Genomic DNA, 19,103 nt, shown 5'->3' on the forward strand with positions numbered 1-19,103 from the left:
GCTGATCTTTCATGAAGTAGTCGAGATCAAAGAGCTTGTTCGCGTCGATGTCGGTACGGGTGTAGAGACCGCCTGCGCCGCGGAAGTCGGGAATGCCGGACAGGGTGGATATGCCCGCGCCTGTGAGGACGACGGCGTGCTTTGCGTTGGAGAGAAGTTCGGTAAGCGTCATGATGCGGCTCCCGGAAAGTTGCAGGTGAACGGAAGAAGCCTTCGAGGAAGGAGCGTGACGGCGCGCAGGGCATGATGCCCGTCGAAGTACGCGGCTTCCGAGGCGGACGCGTGACGTTCGGGCTTGCCTTTGCGCTGACGGTGTTTCGCGTGCGGAGCAGGGCGCTTTTCGGCGGGGCTCCTTCGGATGCGGCTTGTCGGAAAGGCGAAGTGCCGTGTTCCCCGAAGAACGCTGAACACACGGACTGCGGTCGTGCTCTTGCGGAGAAGGCTGACGCGGAAGAAGGCGGCTGCCCAGAGGAACGATACGTCAGAGGCGGGAAATTTCAAGAGGACGGGCAACGAAAAAAGCGGCCCGACGCGTCTGCGTCGGACCGCCTTATGGGTGCGGAGAGGTCCGTTACACTTCGAAGAGCATTTCGAGGTCTTCTCTTGTGAGAGACTTCCAGGATTCCTGTCCGGGAATGACGGCTTCGGCCACGCCGCGCTTCATTTCCTGGAGCTTCAGAATCTTTTCTTCCACGGTGTTCTGGCAGATAAGCTTGTAGGAGAACACCTGGCGCAGCTGACCTATTCTGTGGGCGCGGTCGGTGGCCTGGCTTTCCACGGCCGGGTTCCACCACGGGTCGTAGTGAATGACGTAGTCTGCGCTCGTCAGGTTGAGACCCGTGCCGCCGGCCTTCAGGGAAATGAGGAAGATCCTGATGGAAGGCGTGTTGTTGAAGCGGTCCACCTGCTCCAGACGGTCCTTGCTGGAACCGTCGAGATAGCAGAAGGGAATGTCCGTCATCTGCAGCCATGCGCGTATCTGCTGCAGCATCTGCACGAACTGCGAGAACACCAGCACCTTGTGACCTTCTTCCACAATGTCGAGGATCATGTCCTTGAAGGCCTCGAACTTGCCGGAAGGCATGTTGGCGTTGAAGCCGGGCATGTCCAGCTTGAGCAGCTTGGGATGACAGCAGATCTGCCGCAGCTTGAGCAGAGCGTCCAGAATGGACATCTGGCTCTTGGCCATGCCCTTCTTGTCCACGTCGGCGAGCACCTGTTCGCGCAGCTTGCGGGCCAGGGAGGCGTACAGTTCCGCCTGCTCCTCCTCGAGCGCGCAGTACATGACGTTTTCCACCTTGGGAGGCAGATCCTTGACCACTTCGGCCTTGGTACGGCGCAGAATGAAGGGCTTGACCCTTGAACGCAGATATTCGAGAGTTTCCGCATCGCCTTCCTTGATGGGCTTGATGACGCCGCGCTGGAAGGAATGCTGGCTGCCGAGGAAGCCCGGCATGAGAAACTCGAACAGACTCCACAGCTCAAAGAGGTTGTTTTCAATGGGCGTGCCCGACAGACAGAGCCGCATTTTGGCGTTGATCTGCCGTACGGATCGCGCAGTGATGGTGTTGGGGTTCTTGATGTTCTGGGCTTCGTCGAGAATGATGGCGTTGAACTCGTGCTGTTCGAGTTCTTCCATGTCGCGACGCAGCAGCGCGTAGGTGGTGATGACGAGGTCGGAGGAGGCTATCTTGCGGAACAGTCCCTCACGCCGCGTGCCGTACACGATGACGCGCGACAGGCCGGGCACGAACTTGGAGGCTTCACGGTCCCAGTTGGGCAGCACCGAGGTGGGCACCACGATGAGGTTTGGCCCCTGCGCGCCGTGATTGACCATATGCTGCACGAAGGCCAGTGTCTGAATGGTCTTGCCGAGGCCCATTTCGTCGGCCAGAATGCCGCCGAAGCCGTACTCGTTGAGGAAGTTGAGGTAGGATATGCCCTGAAGCTGATAGGGGCGCAGCGAGGCCTGAAGCCCCTTGGGCGTTTCTATCTGCTTGACTTCGTGGAAGTTGCGGATGTTGTCGCGCAGCTTGCTCCAGAAGGAATCTTCCAGTGCGCCGGGCAGATCTTCGAGCAGATTGTCGAGCACCGGGGCTTCGTACTGCTTGAACTTCTGCTTGGGCGGCTTGGCCGGATCAAGGCCGAGCACCTTGAGCTTGTGCGCCAGTTTTTCCAGCCACGATTCGGGCAGGCTTGCGTAGGAGCCGTCTTTAAGCTGCACGTAGCGCTTGCCCTTGAGCCAGGCCTTCCAGATGCGTTCGAGCGGCAGGTTCTGGCCGTCGTAATCCACCGAAATGTCGAGGGAGAACCACTTTTCCTTCTCGTTGCTCTCCACGCTGGCGTTGATGACCGGCGTAGAAGCGCGCACCTTGTAGCGCGAGAGCGTGGCTTCGCCGTACACGCGCCAGTTTTCGAGCAGCGTGGGGTAGGAGTCGAGCAGGAAGGAAATGGCTTCTTCCGGCTCCATGAACCACAGACGGCTGCTTCTCGGCTGGAAGCGCATGTCGGAAAGCTGCGTGATGAGGGCGTTTTCCTCCACCTGATTGCGGCGTACGAGGAAGGTCTTGCCTTCGTATACGTAGCTGCCGGTCTGAAAGTCGGGGTTCGGGCCGGGCAGCGTGAACTCGCCGTGCAGCGTCTCGTAGATGTTCTGCACTTCCAGCGTGAGAAGGCTTCCTTCCTCGTCGAGAAAGAGCTTGGGGTTGTACGTCGCCGGCTGGAACACGGGTTCCATGATTTTGAGGAACTCGTCCTGTTCGTAGAGTTCCGAGGCGGGCAGGCGCGTCCACACCCTGTCGAGAAATTCGGGAATGTCTTCCTGCGGAATGACGGGCCCCTTGTGCACGAGCGCCTGAATGACGTGATGGTTCAGGCAGGTCTGCACCGGGTAGAAGCCCTGATTCCAGCACACCCACAGGGGCATCTGGCCGTGGAATGTGGCGCCTTCGTGCGCGGGCGCGGGAATGTCGCCGCTTTCATCCGGTTCCTCGTCGATGATGGAAAATGGCTTCTTGCCCTCGCGCTGCAGCAGCACGTCAAAGCGCAGGCCGTCGTCGTCGAGCGAGGGGCGCAGCTTGAGCGCCATGGTGGAACTTTCAATGCGGCAGGGGATTTCCGTGTCCTTCCAGTAAAGGTAGTCCTCCTTGCGTATGGCCCAGAAGAACCACGAAAGCAGACCGTCGGGGATTTCCACGCGGTGCCCGTAGTAGTCGAGATACTGAGCTATCTGACGGCACACCACGGGAAGTTCCGGGGAATGTTCGCACCACTCGGGATTGCGCAGAATCTGCTCGAGCGTCACTTCCTGACGCACGGAGGAAAGACCCGTCTTGTTCTGCCTTGCGCGGAAGAACTCTACGGACAGACGGCCTGGTTCCGGGAAGAAGCGGAACAGAAAGTAGTGTCGTCCCGTTTCCGGCTCGAAGGTTCCGCCGAAGAAGTGACGGAAGCTCTGCCGCCAGTCCTCGCGGGGTGCGGGGGCCGGATCGGCTTTGCCTTCGGAAATGTCCAGGGAGTTGATGAAGTGTATGGCCGTGGCGGCCACGTGACGGCAGGGACCGTTGAACGCTTCCATGCAGTTGCACATGGAATCGACCCGCTGTTCCCTGAGATTGATGTTGAGCACCGGGCTGTAGGCCTCGAAGTCTTCTCCCTGAACGGTGCTCTCCACCGTCCACACGTCGTTTTCAAAGCGCAGAGTGAACTTGCTGAGATTTCCCTCGGCTTCGATGGCGCGACCATACTCCGTAATGTATTCGGGAATGGTATTTTGAATGAAGTTCTCGGCAAGCCCACGGGCGGCGACTTCCTCGCGTCGGTTCATGGCAACAGACCTCAATGACAGAAGATGTACAAGGCGCGGAAGCCTTGTGCGACAGCGGCCGGGAAGGGGAAATCGATGAAATCGGAAGTCCTGAGCAAAAAAGGCTGAGCCGGCCATTGCCTCCTAGGATTATAGGATATTATCCTAGTTTTCAAGAGAAGTGAACTGTGCTAGGCTTTTTTCATGAAAAAAAAGTTAGAATTCCCGCAGTGTCCCGCCTTTTTCCTCGCTGAGGGGGCTGGTTTTTCAGCCTCCAAAGCCGGCATGCGGCCCCGGTCGCTGCGTTTTGTCGTCGTCTTTCTGTTCTGTCTCGTGCTTGCTGCGGGCGCGGCCCGCGCCGGGGACGGAAACGTCTCTTCTGCGCAGCCGGAGACGGGCGGTCACCTCATCATGGGCAGCATAGGAGAGCCTTCCAACCTCATTCCCTATCTTGCCTCAGACTCCGCTTCCGCTGAGGTGGCCGGGCTCCTTTATACCTCGCCTCTGGAATATGACAAGGATTTCAACATAGTAAAGTGCGCGGCCGAAGAGTGGGAAGTGCTTGAGGGCGGCCTTTTCATGCGCTTTCGCCTGAAGGAAGGGCTTGTCTGGCAGGACGGGCATCCGCTGACCGCCGACGACGTGACCTTCACCTACAAGCTCATGACCGACCCGAAAACGCCCACGGCGTACGCTGCGGACTTTCTCAACGTGAAGGAATACCGGCAGACCGGTCCGCTCTCTTTCGAGGTGCGCTACGATGCGCCCTACGCCCGCGCGGCCATCACCTGGATGCATCCCATTCTTCCCAGGCACATTCTTGAGCACGAAAACATTGCCTCCACGCGCTACGCCCGCAATCCCGTGGGGGCGGGGCCCTTCAAGCTCAAGTCGTGGGAGCCGGGCAGCCGCATCGTGCTTGAGGCCAACGACCGCTATTTCAAGGGACGGCCGTACCTTGACGAAATCATTTACCGCATCATTCCCGACAGCACGACCATGTTCCTTGAGGCCAGAGCCGGAAAGCTGGACTTCACGGGACTTTCCCCTCAGCAGTACCTGCGGCAGACCAGCGGAGAATGGTGGGACAAGAACTGGCGAAAGTACAAGTATCTCGCCTTCGGCTACACGTATCTCGGCCTGAATCAGAAAAGCCCCTTTTTTAAAGATAAGAAGGGGAGACAGGCCCTTTCCTTCGCCATCGACAGGGAAGGCATCATAAAAGGTGCGCTTTTGGGTATGGGAGAGCCCGCTTTTGGTCCGTACAAGCCCGGAACATGGGTATACAACACGGCGCTCAAGGCGTATGATTATGACCCGGAGCGTGCGCGTCGCCTTCTTGCCGAGGCGGGGTGGACGCCCGGAAAGGACGGAATACTGGAAAAGGACGGCCTGCCCTTCGAGTTCACCATTCTGGTGAACCAGGGCAACAACGAACGCATCAAGGTGGCCGTCATTCTTCAGCAGATGTTCCGGGCCGTCGGCGTGAAGGTCGCCATTCGCACGGTGGAGTGGGCGGCCTTTCTCAAGGAATTCGTCGATACGAGAAAGTTCGACGCCCTGATCCTGGCGTGGAACATTCTCGACGACCCGGACATCTACGACGTATGGCATTCCTCGGCCATTGCGGGCAACGGCCTCAACTTCGTCGGTTTCAGCAACGAAGAGGTCGACAGGCTGCTGGAGAAGGGACGGACCTCGGCGGACAGGCAGGTGCGCAAGGCCGTTTATGACCGTTTTCAGGAAATACTGCACGAGGAGCAGCCGTACCTTTTCCTTTATGTTCCGTATTCCCTGCCCATGGTACAGGCGAGATTCCAGGGCATTCAACCAGCTCCTGCGGGCATTACCTACAACCTCGACCGGTGGTGGGTTCCCAGAGCGCTCCAGCAATAGCAGGTTCTTATGAGTCAGACTTCCATTCTTCAGACGTCAGCGGACGCGGGCGATTCCCGGCAGAAAGATGCTCACCCTCAGGAAAGCGTTTCCATGGTGATTTCTCCGGTGACCGGGGCAAGCTCACCGGCATCGAAGGTTCCTTCGGCCGACACCATCGTGGAGGAGCTTGTCAAGCACTGCCCAGATGCCGACGTGGCCATGGTGCGCCGTGCATATGACTATGCCTCGGCCGCCCATGCGGGACAGCTGCGTCTGTCGGGAGATCCGTATATCCTGCATCCCGCCTCCGTGGCGCTTACGCTGGCCAAGATGGGCTTTGACGAGCATACCGTGGCCGCCGGACTTCTGCACGATACCGTGGAGGATACGGATTCCTCCATCGACGAGCTCGACGAGCTGTTCGGAGAACAGGTGGCCGACATCGTGGACGGCGTGACCAAGATCAACATGATGACCTTCGACACCAAGGAAGAGGCGCAGGCGGAAAACATCCGCAAAATGATACTCTCCATGGCGCACGACATACGCGTTCCCGTGGTCAAGCTGGCCGACCGGCTGCACAACATGAGCACTCTGGACTTTCAGAAGCCCTACAAGCAGCAGCGCATCGCCCAGGAAACCATGGATATCTACGCGCCGCTCGCCAACCGTCTCGGTCTGCATCTTTTCAAGCAGAAGCTGGAGGACCTGAGCTTCCGGTATCTTCAGCCCGACGCCTATGCCGAGATAACCACGTGGCTCAAGGACAACCAGATCGTCGAGCGGCAGCTCATTTCCAAGGTCATTGCCAAAATCGAGGCCATCATGACCGAAAACCGCATCAACGGACGCGTTTTCGGCCGCATCAAGCAGACCTACAGCATCTACCGCAAGATGATGGCGCAGAAAACGCCGCTTGACGAGATGCACGACATCATCGCCTTCCGCGTCATCGTGAACGACCTGCGCGACTGCTACGCCATGCTCGGTCTTGTGCACGTGCTGTGGAAGCCCGTTCCCGGCCGCTTCAAGGACTATATTTCCATGCCCAAGGCCAACGGCTATCAGTCCCTGCACACCACCGTGATAGGACCGGAAGGCGAGCGCATCGAAATTCAGATCCGTACCGAAGAGATGAACAATATGGCCGAACACGGCGTGGCCGCGCACTGGATGTATAAGGAGCGCAACCACGCCATAGCCATGCAGGACATGCCGCAGTTCCAGTGGCTGCGCGACCTTATGGAACGTCAGCGGGACGAGGCGGATTCCCGCGAGTTCATGAGCTCGCTGCGCATGGACCTCTTCAACGACGAAATTTATGTGTTCACGCCCAAGGGGGCCGTGAAGCAGCTTCCCAAGGGGGCGACTTCCCTCGACTTTGCCTTCCTCATTCATTCCGACGTGGGCGCGCACTGCGTGGGCGCGAAAATCAACGGCAAGCTCGAGCCCTTTGCCACCCCGCTGAAGAACGGCGACATGGTGGAGATCATCACCGACAAGAACCGGCATCCTCATCGCGACTGGCTCAAGATGGTGAAGACCTCCAAGGCCAGAAGCCGCATTCAGCACTACCTGCGCACGGAAGAACGCGTGGCCGCCGTGGCTCTCGGCAAGGAGCTTCTGGAAAAGGAAGGCCGCAAGATGGAGTTCAACGTTACCAAGGCCGCCAAAGATGGCCGGCTTCAGCTTGTGGTGCCGGAGTTTTCCCTCAATGTGCTGGACGATCTTTTTGCTGCCGTGGGCACGGGACGGCTTACGCCCCGCAAGGTGCTCCAGAGACTGCTTGCCATTCTTACGCCCAAGCAGGAGCTGGTATCTGAGAGTCCGGTCGCCAAGCCGGACGGCGCGGCCAAGAAGCCTTCCGACGGCATTACCATCAAGGGCATAGAAGACACGCTCATTCATTTTGCCAAGTGCTGCAAGCCGGTGCCCGGCGACCAGGTGGTGGGATTCATCAGTCGTGGTCGCGGCGTCATCGTGCATACCGCAAACTGCCCGCATCTGCAGAACATGGAGTCGGAACGCCTCATTTCCGTGACCTGGAACAATGAGGAGAGCAAGCCCTTCCCGGCGGAAATCAGCATTCTTGGTCTCAACGAAAAGGGGCTGCTTGCCAAGATCAGCCTTGTCTTCGTGCAGCAGGATGTCAACATCAACGCGCTCCAGATCAAGTCCACGGTCGACGGGCGCTCGCAGATGGACTTCACCGTGGAAGTGCGCGACGCCGTGCATCTGTATCAGACCATCGACAAGCTGCGCGCCATCGAGCACGTCATCGAGGTGCGTCGCGGCACATCCGTCATGGAAGAGTAAGACGCTTGTGTCCGAAGATTCGGGCCGGGGGTTCCCCGGCCTTTTTTTGTTGCTTTTTCCGGTCGGGAAGGGCTGCGCAGCCATGCCGGGGGCCTCTTGGGCTGGGGCATTGTTTGGCAGTTTCGGGGGGGGGAATCCACGGCGGAAGCGTATCGGGGAGGGCAGAAGGATGAGGCCTTCACGTTCCGGAAGGGGAGAGGTGTCCCGTGCGAAGCGGCCCGGTTATATCCGAAAGAGAAAAGAAGCAGCCTTTGGACGTGTGACGGCAGAAGGCCGCGTCGTCGGGCCATTGGCTGTTTTGTCCGAGACACCGAAGGAAGAGCGGGGGACGCTCCGCTTTTTGAAGACCAGCGTTCCGCTTACAGTGCCGGTTCAGGGCGACGGCGGAGGCATGGCCGCATGACAGAACGGCGCGTACTGTGATGACGGTTTGAAGACGGCCCCGCAGGGCGTGCCGTTTCTGAGATTGCGCCGCCCATGTCGTGGTAGGCAGGGCGGAAGGGCCGGGAAAAAGAAGTGCCGGACAGAAGTCTCAATCCCGCGGCGTCATCATGGAGCCGTGCCCCTGCAGTGAGACTCCCGTCCGGCAAAAAGGAAACGGGAGAGGTTCAGCGCTCGGAAGTTTCTTCCCTGTGGAGCACGATGCGGGTGATTTCCGCCGGTACGCCGAGACGGCAGGAAAAGCCGTTCCACAGGCCCGTGCCCGGGTTGACGTAGAGCAGGCCGCCCTGAGGGGTATGATACAGGCCGTTGACGTATCCGGCATTATAGGCCCCTATGACGGGCGCGAGGAAAAACATGAGCCCGCCGTGGGTGTGACCGGAAAGCTGAAGTGCCACATCCGGCGCGGGAATGCCGTTGCCGTTCGGCTTGTGCGAGAGCAGCACGCGCGGACCGCCGGGCGCGCCGGCAAAGGTTTTCTGCACGTCGGCGTCGTCGTGTCCGAATCGTCCCGACGAAATGTCGGGTATGCCGCCGAGCACAAGGCCGTCGGAGAGCACGCGATGCTCGTTGTTCAGCATGGTAATGCCGAGATTGCTGAATTCCCGAAGCCAGCCCGAGCCGTTGTAGTAATATTCGTGGTTTCCCGTCACGCCGAAGACGCCGCAGCGGGCACGAAGATCGGCAAGCGGTGTCATCTCGTCACGCAGGGCGTCGGGCAGGCCGTCGATCATGTCGCCGGTAATGACTACCGCATCGGGCTGAGCGGCGTTGGTTTTCCGCACCACCTCGGCAAGCCAGGGCTTTTTCTGTACCGGGCCTATGTGCAGGTCGCTGAGCTGGACGAGGGAAAAACCTTCAAGTTCTGGTGGAAGGTTGGGAATGCCTATGTTCACGGTGCGCACGTCCGGCACGCGTACGGCCTGCCACGTGCCCCATGCGCCGCTGGCAAGGGCAAGGCAGACGAGCAGGGCACAGCGCAGGCCAGGGGTGAAAGGCAGATGCCAGGAGGCTCCGAACAGACGGCCGAGGCGCAGCGCAAGGCCCGCGACATCCTTGGCGAGCGCGAGCACGAAGAGCACCATGAGCGCGGCGTACAGCGCTTCTGCCGTGAGCATGACGGGCACGGGCAGATCGGGGCGGAAAAAGCCGCCGCCGACGACCTGATAGAACACATATTTGAGCGCGGCGGCCATGAATGCGGCGCCGAGAAGCGCTTTGGCCAAAAGTCCCGCCTTCATGGGAAGAACAAGGCTCAGGAAGGCGTAGACCGCCATGATGATGGAGGGAAGAAGCAGTCGCATGGGAGTTACGGGAGACGCCGTCCGTACGGCAGAGGTAAGGGTCAGGAAAGGAAAGACGCCGGATACGGAAGACTGTTGCCCGTCGGTTGTCCCTGTCGGGCCGCTTCCGTCATGGCAGCCTCAGTCCGCACGATGAAAAACGTTCTCATGAGGGAGAGGGGCGCGTTGTCCGGCCTGTTCATGAATAACGGATGACCGGCCCGACCGCAAGACGACAACGGCGCGCTTTGCAGGGGGAGCGGCTTTGGCGGGCCGCTCCTCATAAGGTCGGAATCAGGCGCTGCGTCCCATGGACAAGGCTTTGTCCATGGCGGCGGTCGAGGTTACCTCGCCCTTTTTCCAGACGCCGGGAGCGAGCAAAACACCCTTTTCCGTGACGCCTTCCAGGCAGTCGGTAAAGCCGCGGAAGCCGTCGATGGTGCGTTCGAGCGCCTTTTCGTTGCCGTCGGCGGCAGTCGCGATGAAGTAGAATTCCTTGCCGGAAATTTCGGTGTAGCGGGGCACGGTACGGTCGATGAGCGTCTTTATCTGGGCGCTCATGGTATAGAAGTAGACGGGCGTGGCCATGACGATGACGTCGGCAGAGACGAGCCTGTCGAGAACGGCGGCCATGTCGTCCTTCTGAACGCATCGGTGCGTGCCTTCACAGGCTCCGCAGCCCAGACAGGGGTGAATGGTCTTTTCGCGCAGCTCGATTTTTTCCACCTTATGCCCGGCCTCGAGCGCGCCCTTCATGAACTGGTCGCAGAGAATGTCGGAATTTCCGCCCTTGCGGGGGCTTGAGGAAATGATGACGATGTCCTTCATGGTGTTTTCCTGTGCCTTGAACGTTGTTCCTTCGTTCCGGTGAGCGGCGCTTGCAGGACAGTCCCGTGTCTTTGAGCGTCGCCGGCCGCGAAGGAGATTCATGCCGGCGTGGATGCCTTCTGCCCAGTCCGCCCGGCATGCCCACAGGCTGCTCTTTTTGATGGGGACTGTCCATGGGCGATCCTCCCGTTTTCTTGCCTGAAACTCTCGCAGCCGGGAATGTCGACCGTGGCCGCTCACGGAAGGGGGAATGAAAAAGGTGTGCACAAGGGACAGGGCGGAGTCTGTTTGAAGGTCGCCGGGAAAGGCGCCTTGCTCGAGAACACCGGCCGGAAAGACCTTTTGCGGTTCTTGAGCTGTACGGACCGCAGACGCTTTCCGACCGGTACTGATCAGTCCTGCGGAGCCAGGGCGTCGGCGTAGAACTGGTCCATGTCTTCCTTCGTGGAGAAGTTGGCCATGAACATCTGATCCGCCATGGCTCCCGACAGCGCGGGAGGAATGCGACCCGTCATTTTCATGTTCGACTCGTACTTCTTTGCCAATTCTTCATTGGAATAGCGGAACTTCTTTCCGTCGCGACGGCCCACGAAGGCGCAGTAGAAGTGTTCGCCCACGGGCATGGTGGAACGGTCGAAGGCGATCATGTCCGCCCAGAGCTTGTAGACGTCGGTGCTGTTGGCGAAGTTCATCATGTCGGGGCTGTATCCGCCGCACGGACGCATGTTCACTTCCAGCGCCACTACGTCGCCCTTTTTCCCCATGCCTTCCTGATCCTGCGTGAGCCGGAAGAACTCGAAATGCACGAAACGGCTTTTCACGCCGAAGCTTTTTGCCGTGGCCCTGCCTGCGGCGCGGGTGTCGTCGGGCAGCTCCTTGAGCAGGTAGTAGGCGGAATTGCCGGCTTCGTTCACCACATCCATGATGCTCACGGGCGTGATGTTGCCGGTTTCAAAGATGGGATTCCCGTGAGAGTCGAAAATGGCGTCGTAGGAGTTGATTTCCGCATGAATGAACTCCTCCATGATGTACTGCACGCCGGGCATCCTGCTCTCAAGAAAGGCGTCGAGATCGGCCTCGGAGGACAGTTTTCTGGTATCGGAAGCTCCCATGCCGTTGTCGGGCTTGACGATGACGGGCCAGCCGACCTCTTTGACGAAGTCGAGGCAGCCTTTTTTGTCGTCCACAATATGATAGCGGGCCGTGGCGATGCCGGCGCGGCGATAGTATTCCTTCATGCCGGACTTGAAGCGTATGCGGGGAATGTCCGAGTTCTGGAATCCGCTTGTGATGTTGAAGTCCGTGCGAAGCGCGGCGTCCTGTTCCAGCCAGTATTCGTTGTTGGATTCCAGCCAGTCTATCCGTCCGTACTTATGGATGAAAAAGCCCATGGCGCGGTACACTTCATCGTAATTTTCCAGACTGCCGACCTTGTAGTACTCGTTCAGGCTTTCCTTGAGCTCCGGCAGAAGATCGTCATAGCTCTGTTCGCCTATGCCGAGAACGTTCAGGCCGTTGTCCTTGAGACAGCGGCAGAATTTCCAGTAGTTTGCGGGAAAATTCGGTGAAATGAACACAAAGTTTTTCATGGCGCCTTTTTCTCCTTGCGGAGCCTCCTTGTTGACGGGCCGGACGTATTCCGGCCATGTTTCTCCTGCGGAACTGTATCAGGCCGTATGTTCTCCGAGCAGCCACGGCAGAAAATATTCTACCTGCCGATACCACCACGGCCAGTCGTGATTGACGTCGTGTCCCCACAGATCCACCCACAGGTGTATGCCTTTTCTTTCAAATATTTCCTTGAGCTGCCTTGTGGACTCGGGAAGCTCCCACGGTCCCTGGCCTACGCAGATGACCGCGCGCTGGCTGTTGTACAGGGGAATGTAGGGATGATCGACCGGGAAATTGGCCATGTAATCCACAGGGGAGTTCTCGTACACGACCTCGTCCATGTAACTGCCGAATCCGAAGCTTGCCGTGTATATGCCCGAAAGTGCCAGAAGGCCGTTGAACAGATCGGGGCGACGCAGATACAGGTTGGCCGCGTGCAGCGCGCCCAGACTGCATCCGAAGGCAAGGAGGCCGGGATTGCCGTCCCAGCCGTTGGCCGTGCGGGCAAGATGCTGGCCGAAGGGAGCGACTTCATTGAAAAGATAGCTCATCCACGCTTCGTGGCGGCGTATGCGCCACCACGGATCGCCGCCTTTGTTCGACCAGGTTTCCTGATCAATGGTGTCCACGGCGATGACCATGATCTTTCCCTCTTCAATCCACGGCGCCATGGTGTCGGCCATATTAAAATCCTCGAAGGAGAAGAAGCGACCGTCCTGGCAGGGAATGAACAGCACGGGGCGTCCCGCGTGTCCGTACACCTTGCATTCCATGTCGCGTCCGAGAGAGGGGCTGTAATTTTTGAAATATCTTGTCTGCATGGGAGTTCTCCACGTGCGGCGTCAGTTTTCGAGGCCGTACATCAGGGTGTTCATGAAAAAGGGCGCCTGCATTTCCCAGCTCGCCTCGCTGTGTTCTCCGCCGGGCACGACGCGCGTCGTCAGGTACACGCCGCGGTCGAACAGCGCGTCGGCCATGACGCGAAGGTCTTTTGCCATCTGCCGGTTGTCCCCGAATTCCTCGGAACCCCAGTCCATGTAGACGACGGTATCGGAAGAGAGCGGCGCGGTGTGCGCAAGCTCAAGCAGTTGTTTTCTGCCCGCCCATACATGGGGAGACAGCGCGGCTGCGCGGGAGAAGATGTCGTTGTGCTTCATGACGGCATACAGGCTCATGAGACCGCCCATGGAGCTGCCGGCTATGAACGTGCTTTCCCTCCATGGGATGGTGCGCCAGCGCCTGTCGATGGCAGTCTTGAAGGTGTTGATGAGCCAGTTCATGGTAATGTCACCCCTGCCGGTGACGGCGCCGAATTCGGGATCGAAGAAGTCGTAGGGCGAGTACTCGGAGAGACGTCCGTTGTCGGGATGATGATTGCATTCCACGGCGGCGACGATGAGGGGCACGTCGAAGAAGTCGAGGTATTCTGCAAGCCCCCAGCTTTTGCCGTGAGTGGCGTGAGAATCGAAGAAAACATTGTGCCCGTCGAACATGTAGAGCACGGGAAAGCGTCTGCGGGGCTGCTCCCGGTACATGGTGGGCAGGTAGAGATAGGCCCGGCGTTTTTCCCGGCCGGTGAGTTCGGGAATGGAGATGTTCCAGAATTTGACCATAACGGTATGGGCGTCCTTTCCATCGTAGCTCCATGAAAGGGCATGGTTTTCACGGAGCGCTCAGTTCTGGAGAAACGGCGCAGGGCAGACCCGCGGGGAAGATTCCCGCCGCGAAAAACGTCGTATCCGACAGAGGGTCCCTTGCGTCATGTTCTCTGGAAATGGCTTAGCACAAGGGAAGGCGGATGACAATGACGGGAAGGGAGGGAAGCGCGGGGAGAGACGGAAAGAAGCCCTCCGTATTCTGCCGGAGAGGCGAAGGGACGCAGATCTTCGGGGAGCGTGCTTTACAGGGAAGGCAGGGGAGAGTCTGACGAAAAAAGCCCGTGAGCATAACTCACGGGCTTTCACTTTCTACTGGTGCCGAAGAAGAGACTCGAACTCTTACTCCCGAACGGGAACTAGACCCTGAACCTAGCGTGTCTACCAATTTCACCACTTCGGCGCAGGAATGTGAATAGACGATTTGCTCTCCCTTGGCAAGTCTTTTTTTGCGAAAAAGAAAAAAATTTTTTCAGTTTTCGTTCCGGTCGTTTCTTGAGGCAAGAAAGGCGTAGCGGCGATAGCGTCTTTCCGCTTCGTTTCGGGCTTTTTGTTCCAGGTTGAACGCCTGGTCGGGGCAAGTGCGCTGCAGGGACGCATAACGGTTTTCTCCCTGAAGAAATTCGCCGTAGTCGAGCGTGGGTTCCCCGCTGTCGAGCGAGAAGGGCTGGTCCTTGTCTGGATGATAGCGATAGAGCGGCCAGTATCCCGACTGGGTGGCGCGCTTCATTTCTTCCTGCGCGTGCGCCATGCCTGCGCGTATGCCGTGGGCGGTGCAGGGGGCGTAGGCTATGACGAGGGAGGGGCCGCGGTACGCCGAAGCTTCTTTGAGCGCCTTCATGAGCTGTTCGGCGGATGCGCCCATGGAGACCTGCGCCACATAAATGTTGCCGTAGGCCATGAACATGGCGCCGAGATCCTTCTTGCCGCTTCTTTTGCCGGAGGCGGCAAACTGGGCCACGGCGCCGAGAGGCGTGGCCTTGGAGGACTGACCGCCGGTGTTGGAGTACACCTCCGTATCTACCACGAGCACGTTGACGTCCTCGCCGGAGGCCAGCACGTGATCAAGACCTCCGAAGCCGATGTCGTAGGCCCAGCCGTCGCCGCCGAACATCCAGAAGCATTTTTTGACCAGATGGTCGGCGTGGGCGAGAATGTCCTTCACCTCGCCGGTCTGCGGCAGTTTTTCAAGTTCTGCTTTAAGAACGTTCGAAGCTTCTTCCGAGCCGTCGTAGTCGTCGAAGAGCTCCAGCCAGCGACCGGCCGCGTCCTTTGTCGCCCCCTCTGGAAGATGGCGGGCAAGAGCGGCGACACGCATGCGCTGCGCCTCCCGCTGCTGCCGGACGGAAAGCAGCATGCCGAGGCACAGTTCCGCGTTGTTTTCAAAAAGGGAGTTCGTCCAGGCAGGCCCCTGTCCGCGGGCGTTGACCGCGTAGGGAATGCCGGGCACGGCGCCGCCCCAGGCCTGGGAACAGCCCGTGGCGTTGGCCCAGTACGCGCGGGTTCCGAAAAGCTGGGTGAGGAGCTTTGCGTAGGGCGTCTCGCCGCAGCCCGCGCAGGCTGCGGAAAACTCCAGCAGCGGTCGGCGGAACTGGCTGCCCTTGACGGTGAAGGGATCAAAGACGTGCTTTTCCTCAAGACCTAGAGCGTAGTTCCAGACCTCGCGGGAGTCCCTGGCTTCGGCGCGGGGAACCATGACCAGCGCTCTGCCCGAAGCCGGGCATGCTTCCACGCAGGATCCGCAGCCCGTGCAGTCCGCAACGCTGATCTGCAGCGTGTAGGAGAGCCCTTCGGCCCCACGTCCCCGGGCGGACGCGGTCATGAGGCCTTCAGGCGCGGCGGCGAGTTCCTTTTTCGTGAGCAGGAAGGGACGGATGACGGCGTGAGGGCAGACGAGGGAACAGCGGTTGCACTGCACGCAGAGCGAGGCGGTCCAGCTGGGAACGCGCACGGCAATGTCGCGCTTTTCCCAGGCGGTAAGTCCCATGTCCATCTGACCGTCCTCGTAGCCGAGAAAGGCACTGACGGGAAGCGCATTGCCTTTTTGCGCGTTGATGGGATCAAGGAGCCTTGTCACCGCCGAAGGGGCGTCGATGCGGGGCGCGGGAGCCTCGTCTTCGGCGTTCTGCCAGCTCTCCGGCACGGGTGCTTCAAACACGTGGGCAAATCCCGCGCGTATGGCGGCCTCGTTTCTGGCGACCACGTCTTCGCCCTTGGAAACGTAGGTGCGGCGCACGGCATCTTTCATGTATTTTTCGGCCTGTTCTTCAGGAATGACGCGGGCAAGGCGGAAGAAGGCGGCCTGAAGAATGACGTTGACATGATTGCCGAGGCCGAGCTCGTGAGCGATGTCCGTGGCATTGATGAGAAAGAGCCGCGCGTGCTTGCGGGCGAGGGCACGCTTGAGCGAGGCGGGAAGTCGCCTGTCCAGTTCGTCGGCCTTCCAGGTGCAGTTGAGAAGGAATGTTCCACCGTCCTTCAGCTCGTCCGCCATGTCGTACTGCCGGACGTAGTTCTGGCAGTGGCAGGCCACGATGTCGGCGCTCTGCACGGCGCAGGAGGCGCGCACCGGGCCTTTTCCTATGCGCAGATGCGAGAGCGTGAGACCGTAGGACTTCTTGGCGTCGTATTCAAAATAGGCCTGTGCGTAAAGGGGCGTGACGCTGTTGATGATCTCCACGGTATTCTTGTTGGCTCCCACGGTGCCGTCGGAGCCGAGTCCCCAGAACTTGCAGCTCATGAGAATGTTTTCGCCTTCCGTGTTCAGAGGCTCACCGCAGGGAAGGGAGAGATGCGTCACGTCGTCCGTGATGCCTATGGAAAAGCGGTTCAAGGGCTCTGGCCTGCGCAGATTGTCGAATACGTCGCGTATCTGCGAGGGATCGACATCCTTGGATGAGAGTCCGTAGCGGCCGCCCACCACGAGCACGGACCTGCCCGAGCCCATGAGCGCGGTGCATATGTCCTCATGGAGCGGTTCGCCTGTCGAGCCCATTTCCGCGCAGCGGTCGAGCACGGCGATGCGGCGCACGCTTTCGGGCAGGGCGGCCAGAAAATGACGCACGGAAAAGGGCCGGAACAGCCGCACCTGAAGAAAGCCGACCTTGCGTCCGCCGGCACAGAGCGCGTCCACGGTTTCCTGCGCGGTTCCGCTCACCGAGCCCATGGCCACGATGACGTCTTCGGCCTCCGGCTCTCCGTAGTACTGAAACAGATGATAGTCGCGTCCGGTAAGGGCGCTTATCCTGCCCATGCACGCTTCCACTTCGTCGGGCAGGGCATCGTAGAAGCGGCGCGAGGCTTCCCGTATCTGAAAGAACACGTCGCCGTTCTGCACGGTGCCGCGCATCCTTGGATGCTCGGGGTTCAGCGCCTGGGCGCGGAAGGCGGCAAGTGCGTCGCGATCCACGAGGGCGGCAAGCTCGGAAAGATCCGGCTCCTCCACTTTGCACAGTTCGTGCGAGGTGCGGAAGCCGTCGAAGAAGTGCAGGAACGGCACACGGCAGCGGATGGCGCACAGATGGGCGACGGCAGAAAGGTCCATGACTTCCTGCACGCTTGCGGTGGACAGCATGGCAAAACCGGTCTGGCGGCAGTTCATGACGTCGGAATGGTCGCCGAATATGGACATGGCGTGCGTGCCCACGGTGCGCGTGGCCACGTGAAGCACGCAGGGCAGTCTTTCTCCGGCAATGCGGTGCATGACCGGAATCATGAGCAGAAGCCCCTGCGAGGAGGTGAAGGAGGTGGCAAGAGCCCCTGTCTGCAGCGCTCCGTGCACGGCGGCTATGGCTCCGGCCTCAGACTGCATTTCCACGAGGCGCACGCGCTGTCCGAACATGTTCTTTCGGCCCCTGGCGGCCCAGACATCGGTTTTTTCCGCCATGGGAGATGAGGGCGTGATGGGGTAGATGGCGGCGATTTCCGTGAACGTGTAGGCAACATGAGCGGCGGCCGTGTTGCCGTCCATGGTGACCATCTGTTTCGTGGACATGATGACTCTTTGCGTTATGGGCGGCGGGGACGGCTGCCCGTCGATATGAAAAACGGTTTGCCCCCGGATTGTGGCGGAATGGGAGCACAGAACCCTGATACTGTCAATATTTTTCCTTGCGCAAAAAATAAAAAAGGCCGGTAAATCCGGCCTGTTGTTCATGGGTGAATCAGAAAGAGCGCATCACTGGCCGTTCTGAAGGTCGATGATGGGCTTGGCATACTGCACTTCGGAATCCCAGGGGAAGAGCACCCAGGTGTCCTGGCTGAGCTCGGTAACGAAGCTGTCCACCAGAGGAATGCCTGCAGGTTTGGCGTACAGCGTGGCGAAATGGGCTTTCGGCAGCATGTCGCGCAGAATTTTGGCCGTGTGTCCGGTGTCCACAAGGTCGTCGATAACGAGCGTTTCTTCCGAGTTGAAGGAGGGATCGGCGCTTTTCAGCACGGTTTCCTGATCCCCTTCTTCGCGGTAGTTGTAGAGCATGATGCAGGCGGTGTCGATATGCCTGATGTTGAGCTCGCGCGCGATGATGCCTGCGGGAATGAGGCCGCCGCGGGTGACGGCCACGATTTTCGTGAACTTTCCGCGTTCCAGAAGGCGCCAGGAGAGAGCCTTGGCGTCGCGGTGGAGCTGTTCCCAGGTGACGGGGAATGTTTTGTGATAACGGTCTGCTTTTGCCACGGTGAATCTCCTGGCTAGTCCTGAGTGTTGGAAGAAAGCGTCATCCGCTGAAGCCTGTTCTTTCTCATGTTGAGATAGGCGTTGCGCAGGGCAACATATGGCTCCAGAGCGGATTCGGTGATCTGGTCGTAGGATTTATACAGGGCGTCGACGCCGTTGAAGGACAGAAACACGCTGCTTGCCGTACTGACTTCCCAGTCGAGCGCGTAGTACTGCGGTTTCATGAAGGCGTCGCCGGCTTCTCCCACGGCTCCGCGCACGGTGGAGGGGCCGAGGAAGGGAATGATGAAGTAGGGGCCGTCGGGCACGCCCCACACGCCGAGCGTGTAGTCGAAGTTTTCCGTCTCGGGGTGATAGGGGTAGAGCGGTTTGCTCTGGCTCGCCACGTCGGCAAAGCCGAAGCTTACCATGAAGTTGACGAGGGAACGGTCGAATTCCACACCGGCCTGGGCGAACTCGCCCTGAAGCAGGCTGTTGAGCATGCGCACGGGGAAGGCCACGTTGTGGGCAAAGTTGCTTATGCCGTTGCGGATGGGCTCAGGCACGATGAAGGCATAGCCCTTGTGCAGGGGCTTGACGATGTACTGGAGAAACCAGTCGTTCACGTGGAA

The 19,103-nt window shown here is 59.5% G+C and carries 12 protein-coding genes and 1 tRNA gene; 2 read left to right on the top strand and 11 right to left on the bottom strand.

Translation table 11 applies throughout. The annotated features are described in order from the left end of the window. Nucleotides 1-172: Sir2 family NAD-dependent protein deacetylase (locus tag Q0J81_RS07040; RefSeq protein ID WP_294446834.1), on the bottom strand; the 172-nt coding region annotated here is incomplete at its 3' end. A 399-nt stretch (nt 173-571) separates the two neighbouring features. Then, nucleotides 572-3,826 (bottom strand): DEAD/DEAH box helicase, encoded by a 3,255-nt coding sequence (locus Q0J81_RS07045; RefSeq protein ID WP_294446819.1) that lies wholly within the window; start codon nt 3,824-3,826, stop codon nt 572-574. A gap of 264 nt (nt 3,827-4,090) precedes the next feature. Here Q0J81_RS07045 and Q0J81_RS07050 point away from each other — a divergent pair, with 264 nt between their 5' ends. Next, nucleotides 4,091-5,701, top strand: a complete 1,611-nt coding sequence (locus tag Q0J81_RS07050) for a peptide-binding protein (protein ID WP_294446820.1) — start codon at nt 4,091-4,093, stop codon at nt 5,699-5,701. Between the two features lie 9 nt (nt 5,702-5,710). After that, nucleotides 5,711-7,999, top strand: a complete 2,289-nt coding sequence (locus Q0J81_RS07055; RefSeq protein ID WP_294446821.1) for a bifunctional (p)ppGpp synthetase/guanosine-3',5'-bis(diphosphate) 3'-pyrophosphohydrolase — start codon at nt 5,711-5,713, stop codon at nt 7,997-7,999. 608 nt (nt 8,000-8,607) lie between these two features. Here Q0J81_RS07055 and Q0J81_RS07060 read toward each other — a convergent pair. The 9 genes from Q0J81_RS07060 to Q0J81_RS07100 all read right to left on the bottom strand — a co-directional run. Further along, nucleotides 8,608-9,744 (bottom strand): metallophosphoesterase, encoded by a 1,137-nt coding sequence (locus Q0J81_RS07060; RefSeq protein ID WP_294446822.1) that lies wholly within the window; start codon nt 9,742-9,744, stop codon nt 8,608-8,610. Between the two features lie 273 nt (nt 9,745-10,017). Beyond that, entirely contained in the window at nt 10,018-10,551 is a 534-nt protein-coding gene (locus Q0J81_RS07065; protein WP_294446823.1) for a flavodoxin family protein, read from the bottom strand. A 392-nt stretch (nt 10,552-10,943) separates the two neighbouring features. After that, nucleotides 10,944-12,140: a hypothetical protein gene (locus Q0J81_RS07070; RefSeq protein WP_294446824.1), complete on the bottom strand. Its 1,197-nt coding sequence runs from the start codon at nt 12,138-12,140 to the stop codon at nt 10,944-10,946. 78 nt (nt 12,141-12,218) lie between these two features. Next, a complete protein-coding gene (locus Q0J81_RS07075) occupies nt 12,219-12,983 on the bottom strand; it encodes an alpha/beta hydrolase-fold protein (protein ID WP_294446825.1) in 765 nt (254 codons plus the stop codon). 21 nt (nt 12,984-13,004) lie between these two features. Beyond that, complete coding sequence (locus Q0J81_RS07080) at nt 13,005-13,775, bottom strand: alpha/beta hydrolase-fold protein (protein ID WP_294446827.1); 771 nt, start codon at nt 13,773-13,775, stop codon at nt 13,005-13,007. Between the two features lie 358 nt (nt 13,776-14,133). Continuing rightward, nucleotides 14,134-14,220: transfer RNA gene (locus Q0J81_RS07085), tRNA-Leu, on the bottom strand. Between the two features lie 69 nt (nt 14,221-14,289). Beyond that, nucleotides 14,290-17,811 carry a pyruvate:ferredoxin (flavodoxin) oxidoreductase gene (nifJ, locus tag Q0J81_RS07090; RefSeq protein WP_294446829.1) on the bottom strand — a complete coding sequence of 1,174 codons (3,522 nt, stop codon included), beginning with the start codon at nt 17,809-17,811 and terminating at the stop codon, nt 14,290-14,292. Nucleotides 17,812-17,994: 183 nt separating this feature from the next. Beyond that, nucleotides 17,995-18,492 carry a xanthine phosphoribosyltransferase gene (gene gpt, locus Q0J81_RS07095; protein ID WP_294446831.1) on the bottom strand — a complete coding sequence of 166 codons (498 nt, stop codon included), beginning with the start codon at nt 18,490-18,492 and terminating at the stop codon, nt 17,995-17,997. A gap of 14 nt (nt 18,493-18,506) precedes the next feature. Then, on the bottom strand, nt 18,507-19,103 hold a 597-nt coding region (locus Q0J81_RS07100; protein WP_294446833.1), incomplete at its 5' end, for a VacJ family lipoprotein.

Source organism: uncultured Mailhella sp. (assembly GCF_944324575.1).
Taxonomy (GTDB): domain Bacteria; phylum Desulfobacterota; class Desulfovibrionia; order Desulfovibrionales; family Desulfovibrionaceae; genus Mailhella.

Bases quoted from the DNA above. Each gene is read 5' to 3' on its own strand.
- Q0J81_RS07070 (WP_294446824.1), bottom strand. From the start codon at position 12,140: ATGAAAAACTTTGTGTTCATTTCACCGAATTTTCCCGCAAACTACTGG.
- Q0J81_RS07065 (WP_294446823.1), bottom strand. From the start codon at position 10,551: ATGAAGGACATCGTCATCATTTCCTCAAGCCCCCGCAAGGGCGGAAAT.
- Q0J81_RS07080 (WP_294446827.1), bottom strand. From the start codon at position 13,775: ATGGTCAAATTCTGGAACATCTCCATTCCCGAACTCACCGGCCGGGAA.
- nifJ (WP_294446829.1), bottom strand. From the start codon at position 17,811: ATGTCCACGAAACAGATGGTCACCATGGACGGCAACACGGCCGCCGCT.
- Q0J81_RS07045 (WP_294446819.1), bottom strand. From the start codon at position 3,826: ATGAACCGACGCGAGGAAGTCGCCGCCCGTGGGCTTGCCGAGAACTTC.
- Q0J81_RS07060 (WP_294446822.1), bottom strand. From the start codon at position 9,744: ATGCGACTGCTTCTTCCCTCCATCATCATGGCGGTCTACGCCTTCCTG.
- Q0J81_RS07055 (WP_294446821.1), top strand. From the start codon at position 5,711: ATGAGTCAGACTTCCATTCTTCAGACGTCAGCGGACGCGGGCGATTCC.
- Q0J81_RS07050 (WP_294446820.1), top strand. From the start codon at position 4,091: ATGCGGCCCCGGTCGCTGCGTTTTGTCGTCGTCTTTCTGTTCTGTCTC.
- Q0J81_RS07075 (WP_294446825.1), bottom strand. From the start codon at position 12,983: ATGCAGACAAGATATTTCAAAAATTACAGCCCCTCTCTCGGACGCGAC.